Here is a 6,640-nt window from a genome sequence, read left to right on the forward strand (position 1 = left end):
AGATCCAGCTCGGGCATATTAAAGCCGGACTTGTGGTCTCCTGCGAGTCTGCCCGGCAGATTGTGGACGCCACCATTGAAGAGATCAACATCCACAAGAGCATTGAATTTTACAGAGAGGCCGTGGCCACCATGACCGGCGGCTCCGGGGCCGCAGCAATTCTGCTCACCGACGGAACCCTGGGCAGGCCCCAAACCCAGCGCCATGCCGTCAAAGGCGGGGTGGTGAATAACACCATCCGTCACTGGGCACTTTGTTATTGGGGATTTGAACATCAGGGCATGCCCACGGATTCAAGGGTGATCATGCGCACCAATGCCCAGAAAGTGCTTGACCACGGCACAGAGCTGGCCATGGAAACCTATAAATTATTCCGCGAAGCGTTCAATCTTCCCCCGGATAAGCCGGATAAATTCGTTGCCCACCAGGTGGGGGAGGGGCATCACCATAAATTTTACTCTGCCATGAAAATTGACCGGAAAAAGGATTTTACCACCTTTCCTTTTCTGGGCAACGTGGGATCCGTGTCCCTGCCCATTTCCGCGGCCATTGCCGACGAACGCGGATTTCTTGTTCCCGGGGATTTTGTGGCCTTTTTAGGGGTGGGGTCCGGACTTAACTGCTATTTTCTGGGGGTGGAATGGTAACAAGAATAATCAACGGGCAGGTGACGTCCACCAAAGGGTTTGAAGACCTTTATCCCTTTGAATCCCATTATGCCTGGATCAACGGGAACCAAATGCATTATGTGGATCAGGGCAAAGGCGGGCCTGTGCTCATGGTCCACGGCAACCCCACCTGGTCCTTTTATTTCCGTCATCTGATCACGGGCCTGTCCCATGGTTTCAGGACAATTGTACCAGATCATATTGGGTGCGGTTTTTCAGACAAACCGTCGGCAAAAGAGTATGATTACACCCTGGATCAAAGGGTGGCAGACCTGGATGCCCTTATCCGCCATCTGGATATTAATGAAAAAATCTCGTTGATCGTGCATGACTGGGGCGGGATGATCGGGCTTGCCTGGGCCCTGGACAACCTGGATCGTGTGGACAAAATTGTAATCACCAACACCTCGGGCTTTTTTCTGCCGGCATCCAAACGCTTTCCGGCAGCGCTTTGGGCTGTTAAATATCTTTCACCCTTTGCCGTGCCTGCTGTTTTAGGTGCCAACATATTTGCCCGGGGGGCCCTGTATCTTGCCCCGGAAACCCGGTTGCCCCAATCTGTTAAAAAGGGTCTTGTTGCCCCCTACAACAGTTGGGCAAATCGCATTGCCACCTTAAAATTTGTTCAGGATATACCGGTCACAGCAAAAGACAGAAGTTATGCCAGGGTTCAGAAGGTGGATCAAAACCTTTCTGCTCTTGATCCGGCCCAGCTCATGTTTTTATGGGGAACCCGGGATTTTGTTTTTGACATTCATTTCCTTGAGGAATTTAAAAACAGATTTCCCCGGTCCCCTGCCCATGTATTTGAGGATGCCGGCCATTATCTGTTCGAAGATAAGCCCGGTCCCACCCTTGAACTGATTCAAAAATTTCTGTCCTGACATTTTCTTTTGGATTTTGACTTTCAGCTCCATTACAGATAAATAGGGGTGTTATGGGACTATTAAAAAAAAAAAAGGATGAACCCAATGAACCGGCCGCCCAGGTAAAACCGGTTCAGGTCCAGGACAAGGGAGACGACGACACCGAATCGGATAAAGCCGTCCCCAAGAAGAAATCTTTGTTCAAAAAGCTGATTATTCTTCTGCTCATTCCGGGTATCCTTGGCGGGGGCGGATTTTTTGCATACACCAAATTTTTTTCAGGTTCCGGTACCAAAGACAGCCGGGTTTACCTTCCCGTAACCCTTTCCCATGTCACGTTGCCCCAGGAGATGCTCGCCTTTTGTTTTGCCCGCATGCCTGAACTTTACGATGCCCTGGTGGCCTATGATGGGGAAATGGATTTGTTTGAGGCTGAAATTGCCCGCATTGATGCTGTGGGTACCAAGTACCCGGACCAGGAGAGGATTGCCGACGGCCAGAAAAAGGTATGGGATAAGGAAATGCAGTCTTTAAAAAAATCCTTTGAAAAATTGGAAAAACCCATTAAAGAAACCTTTGTGCTGTTCCAGGTCAACCCGACTGCAGGCCAGGAAAAGATTGATCAGACTGCAGAAGAGATGCTCCGGACTGCCAAGGAAGCCCTGGGAAAAGCCCAGGAACAGACAGCCCCGCTAAAGAAAGCCATGCCCAAGGCCCCCGAAGGCCTGGTCAAGGGAACCCTGTATAAAATAAAAAAGATGTTTTTATGACACGCCATACAAATATTGCCCAAAGCCTGAAACAATCCGCACAAATCTATCCGTTCAAACAGGCCGTGGTCTACCCTGCCTCACGGGATAATGCCGGGCGGGTTCTTTACAGCCAGATGACCTTTCGCCAGCTTGACCAGCAGTCCGACAGCCTTGCAACCGGGCTTACCAGCATCGGCATTGGCCGGGGAACCCGCACCATTTTAATGGTGCCCCCGGGCATGGAATTTTTTCTTACGGTGTTTGCCATGTTTAAGGTCGGGGCGGTGCCCGTGGTGGTGGATCCGGGCATGGGGATTGGCCGGATGCTGCAATGTCTTGCCCAAAGCCGGCCCAAGGCCTTTATCGGCATTGAAAAGGCCCATGTGCTCCGAACCCTGCGTCCCGGATTTTTTAAAACAGTGAAACGATGGGTGACCGTGGGCAGAAAATGGTTCTGGGGCGGATACACCCTGAACCAGCTGATGAGCAAATTCCCGGCCGCACCTTTCAAACCGGCCCAGACCACGGAGAGCGAAACAGCGGCCATTGTATTTACCACGGGCTCCACAGGGCCTGCCAAGGGCGTGGTATACACCCATGGCAATTTTGAAGCCCAGATTCGTCAGATCCAATCACATTTTAAAATTTCGCCCGATGAGGTGGACCTGCCCACCTTTCCTTTGTTTGCTTTGTTTGATCCTGCCCTGGGCATGACCGCAGTGATCCCGGATATGGATCCCACAAAACCTGCCCTGGTGGACCCCGTAAAAATTATCGAGGCCATTGAGAACCATGGTGTGACCAATATGTTTGCCTCCCCGGCCCTTTTGAACCGGGTGGGAAAATACGGTCAGGAAAACGGGATCAAACTGCCGTCCCTGCGCCGTGTGGTGTCTGCAGGCGCCCCTGTCAGTCCGGCCAATATTGAACAGTTTTCATCCATGCTCTCCAATGATACCCAGATCCATACCCCGTACGGGGCCACGGAAGCGGTTCCCATCATATCCATCGGTTCCCATGAAATCCTGTCGGAAACCAGAAAACTCTCGGAACAGGGATTTGGCATATGCGTGGGCCGGCCCATTGCAGATACAAAAATAAAATTGATCAAGATTTGTGACGAGCCCATCACCCAGATCCGGGATAACCTGGAGGTGCCTGAAAGTCAGGTGGGGGAAATAACAGTAAAAGCAGATCTTGTTACCGAGCATTATTTTAATAATTCCAATGCTGATCTCATGGCAAAAATACCGGACCCGGACGGTAAAGTATGGCACAGGATGGGGGATCTGGGCTGGAAGGATTCAAAGGGCAGGATCTGGTTCTGCGGCAGAAAAGCCCACCGGGTTGAAACCGGAAAACAGACCTTGTTCACCGTCCCCGTGGAAGCCATATTCAACAATCATGAAAAGGTATACCGCAGTGCGCTCACAGGCGTCGGGCCAAAAAACCGTCAGGTGCCGGTGGTGTTTGTGGAGCCTTGTGAAAAAATATCCGATGAAAAACAATTTATCCGGGAATTGTCTGATCTGGCCCGTAAAAATCCTCTGACCGCCGGCATTGAATATATTTTTATTGAGTATAAATTTCCGGTGGATATCCGGCACAACTCCAAAATTTTCAGGGAAACCCTGGCAATTAAAGCCCGGGAGTTGGTCGAATGAAATACAGATATATTCATTCAAAGATCGGTCCTTTGATGCTGGCCGGTAACACAATGCTTGAACAGATCCGTTTCCCGGTCAAAGGTGAAGGAAACGCGCCCGGGAAAGGCTGGGTAGAGGACAACACCATTTTTCCCTATGCTGTATCCCAGCTGGTGCAATACTTTGAAGGCCGGTTAAAACAATTTGACCTTGATTTGCAGCCCAAAGGAACGGATTTCCAGAAACAGGTCTGGCAGGAACTTTTAACTATTCCTTACGGAACCACGGTCACCTATGGTAAAATTGCAGAACAGATCCGTAACCCAAAAGCCTTTCGGGCCGTGGGTCTTGCCAACAGGTGTAATCCCATACCCATCATCATTCCCTGCCACCGTGTGATCGGCAAAAACGGAAAATTAACCGGATTTGCCGGCGGCCTTGATATCAAGCAGGCCCTTCTAGATCTGGAAAGATCCTGAAAGTTCATTTTAATATCGTGAAAAATAGAATGGATATATACACCGAAACAGATAAAGAATGCCCCAAAAGAGGTGCCACATTTCTGCCACATATTGAAGGGCACAAAAAAACCGAAATCAATAATGATTTCGGTTAATTAGTGGTCGGGATGAGAGGATTTGAACCTCCGACCCCCTCGTCCCGAACGAGGTGCTCTACCAGGCTGAGCCACATCCCGACGCATAAGACGTAATTTAATATACCATAATCAAGCGAAAGTCAATTTAGAAAATGTTTTCTTTGATAATAGTGGCCTCGCGCCCCGGTCCTACGGATACAATTTTAATTTTGACTTCTGACAATTCTTCTATCCGTGCAAGATAGGCTTTGGTTTTTTCCGGCAGATCATCAAATTTGGTCATCTCTGATGTCGACGCTTTCCAGCCGGGATGTGTTTCATAAACAGGCGAACACTGTGCCAGAACATCAATTTGTGCCGGGAAATCTGCCATGATTTTGCCCGAATATTCATATCCTGTGCAGATTTTAATCTCATCCAGGTCATCCAGAACATCAAGTTTGGTGATGGCAAGTCCGGTCAGGCTGTTCAGGCGGGCGGCATTTTTTAATACCACCATGTCCAGCCATCCACAGCGCCGTTTGCGCCCGGTGGTGGCCCCAAATTCAGCGCCGGTTTTCTGGATCTTGTCACCCGTTTCATCAAATAGTTCCGTTGGGAAGGGGCCTGCGCCCACCCGGGTGGTGTATGCCTTGACAATACCGATGATTTCATTCAGCAGTCCTGGACCCACGCCGCTGCCGCTTGCTGCATTGGCTGAAACAGTTGTGGAGGAGGTAACAAAGGGGTAAGTGCCATGTTCAATGTCAAGGTGTGTGCCCTGGGCCCCTTCAAATAAAATTTGCAGACCTTCCCGGATACCCCGGTCAAGGGATACGGAGACATCTGAAATATAGGGGAGAAGCCGGGCACGGACCGTTTCAAATTGATCAATAACAAGTGCCGGATCCATGGGATCGGTTTTGAAATATTCTTTCAGGTAAAAATTTTTTTCCGCCATGACAGCCAGAACTTTTTCCTTGAACAGATCAAAATCGAGAAGATCACAGAATCGGATACCCACGCGGGTTGCCTTATCTTCATAGCAGGGGCCGATCCCGCGACCTGTGGTGCCGATTTTATCCTTTCCTTTTTTTTTCTCCCGGGCTTTATCGATCTCCTGGTGATAAGGCATGATGATATGGGCACGGTTACTGATTTCCAGCATTTTGGGAGATACATCAATGTTATTGCCTGCCAGATAATCAAGTTCATCCAGCAATACAAAAGGATCAACCACCACACCATTGCCGATAAAACATTTTTTCTGCTGAAGTATCCCGGAGGGGATCAGGTGGCTGATAATTTCTTTTCCGTTGACCACCATGGTGTGCCCTGCATTGTTCCCACCCTGGAACCTGACTACATAATCAGCATGTTCGCTGAGCAGATCGACAATTTTTCCTTTTCCTTCATCACCCCACTGGGTTCCCACAACAACTGTGTTTGTCACGGTTTCTCCTTTTTTCCTCAAAAAAACTTTTTATAATCTGTCTTGTTTGTTCTTCACATATTCCCTGAACAACTTCAGGTTGATGGTTCAATCGTGAATCCGCCCCCATTTGGTAAAGGGAGACCGCAGCCCCCCATTTGGAATCCAGTGCTCCAAATACCAGCCGCTGGATTCTGGCATGGATAATTGCCCCCATGCACATGATGCATGGTTCTATGGTTACATAAAGTGTCGTCTGGGGCAGGCGATAGTTATTCATGAGCGTGCAGGCCGAACGAATGGCCTTGATTTCAGCATGGCTTGTCGGATCGCTTTCGGATATCGGGCAGTTATATCCCTGTCCGATTACCTTTCCGGCCTGGTCCACCACGATGGCCCCAACCGGTACCTCGTCCTGCTTTTCGGCTTTTTTTGCTTCATCCAAGGCAAGCAACATGTAATATTCATCATCCATAATCCAACCCTGATTTATATAAGCCTTTTTCCATCAGGTCAAATGTTATGGGGCACTGAGCTGAAAATAAAATCATTATTTTGGATGCCGGTAAAAACCCTGATCCGCCGTCAAAAAAATAAAAAACCCCGTTGAACTTGATGGATCAAGCAGATAGAGTATTTGTGCAACCAAAAACCTATCACCAACGGGGTGAAACAAACTATGACACAAGGCGTGTTACC

The 6,640-nt window shown here is 49.1% G+C and carries 7 protein-coding genes and 1 tRNA gene; 5 read left to right on the plus strand and 3 right to left on the minus strand.

The features are described 5' to 3' along the window. From AB7U36_RS15665 to AB7U36_RS15685, 5 genes are all read left to right on the plus strand, one after another. On the plus strand, positions 1-647 hold a 647-nt coding region (locus AB7U36_RS15665), incomplete at its 5' end, for a 3-oxoacyl-[acyl-carrier-protein] synthase III C-terminal domain-containing protein (RefSeq protein ID WP_428160646.1). Beyond that, a complete protein-coding gene (locus tag AB7U36_RS15670) occupies positions 641-1,552 on the plus strand; it encodes an alpha/beta fold hydrolase (RefSeq protein WP_428160647.1) in 912 nt (303 codons plus the stop codon). The genes AB7U36_RS15665 and AB7U36_RS15670, both read left to right, overlap by 7 nt. 53 nt (positions 1,553-1,605) lie before the next feature. Further along, entirely contained in the window at positions 1,606-2,304 is a 699-nt protein-coding gene (locus tag AB7U36_RS15675) for a hypothetical protein (RefSeq protein ID WP_428160648.1), read from the plus strand. Beyond that, positions 2,301-3,950, plus strand: a complete 1,650-nt coding sequence (locus AB7U36_RS15680) for a fatty acid CoA ligase family protein (RefSeq protein WP_428160649.1) — start codon at positions 2,301-2,303, stop codon at positions 3,948-3,950. The genes AB7U36_RS15675 and AB7U36_RS15680 overlap by 4 nt, the downstream gene beginning before the upstream one ends. After that, positions 3,947-4,411: a methylated-DNA--[protein]-cysteine S-methyltransferase gene (locus tag AB7U36_RS15685; RefSeq protein ID WP_428160650.1), complete on the plus strand. Its 465-nt coding sequence runs from the start codon at positions 3,947-3,949 to the stop codon at positions 4,409-4,411. Before AB7U36_RS15680 ends, AB7U36_RS15685 begins: the two co-directional genes overlap by 4 nt. A 141-nt stretch (positions 4,412-4,552) precedes the next feature. Here AB7U36_RS15685 and AB7U36_RS15690 read toward each other — a convergent pair. The 3 genes from AB7U36_RS15690 to tadA all read right to left on the minus strand — a co-directional run bounded on the left by AB7U36_RS15690 (position 4,553) and on the right by tadA (position 6,416). Next, positions 4,553-4,629 (minus strand) — tRNA-Pro (locus AB7U36_RS15690). 46 nt (positions 4,630-4,675) lie between these two features. Next, positions 4,676-5,962: an adenylosuccinate synthase gene (locus tag AB7U36_RS15695; protein WP_428160651.1), complete on the minus strand. Its 1,287-nt coding sequence runs from the start codon at positions 5,960-5,962 to the stop codon at positions 4,676-4,678. After that, positions 5,925-6,416 carry a tRNA adenosine(34) deaminase TadA gene (gene tadA, locus AB7U36_RS15700; protein WP_428160652.1) on the minus strand — a complete coding sequence of 164 codons (492 nt, stop codon included), beginning with the start codon at positions 6,414-6,416 and terminating at the stop codon, positions 5,925-5,927. Before tadA ends, AB7U36_RS15695 begins: the two co-directional genes overlap by 38 nt. Positions 6,417-6,640 lie beyond the last annotated feature (224 nt).

It is taken from the genome of Desulfobacter sp., from assembly GCF_050177295.1.

What these genes read in the sequence shown, in the direction of transcription:
- AB7U36_RS15680 (WP_428160649.1), top strand. Translation starts at nt 2,301, where the DNA reads ATGACACGCCATACAAATATTGCCCAAAGCCTGAAACAATCCGCACAA.
- AB7U36_RS15685 (WP_428160650.1), top strand. Translation starts at nt 3,947, where the DNA reads ATGAAATACAGATATATTCATTCAAAGATCGGTCCTTTGATGCTGGCC.
- tadA (WP_428160652.1), bottom strand. Translation starts at nt 6,416, where the DNA reads ATGGATGATGAATATTACATGTTGCTTGCCTTGGATGAAGCAAAAAAA.
- AB7U36_RS15675 (WP_428160648.1), top strand. Translation starts at nt 1,606, where the DNA reads ATGGGACTATTAAAAAAAAAAAAGGATGAACCCAATGAACCGGCCGCC.
- AB7U36_RS15670 (WP_428160647.1), top strand. Translation starts at nt 641, where the DNA reads ATGGTAACAAGAATAATCAACGGGCAGGTGACGTCCACCAAAGGGTTT.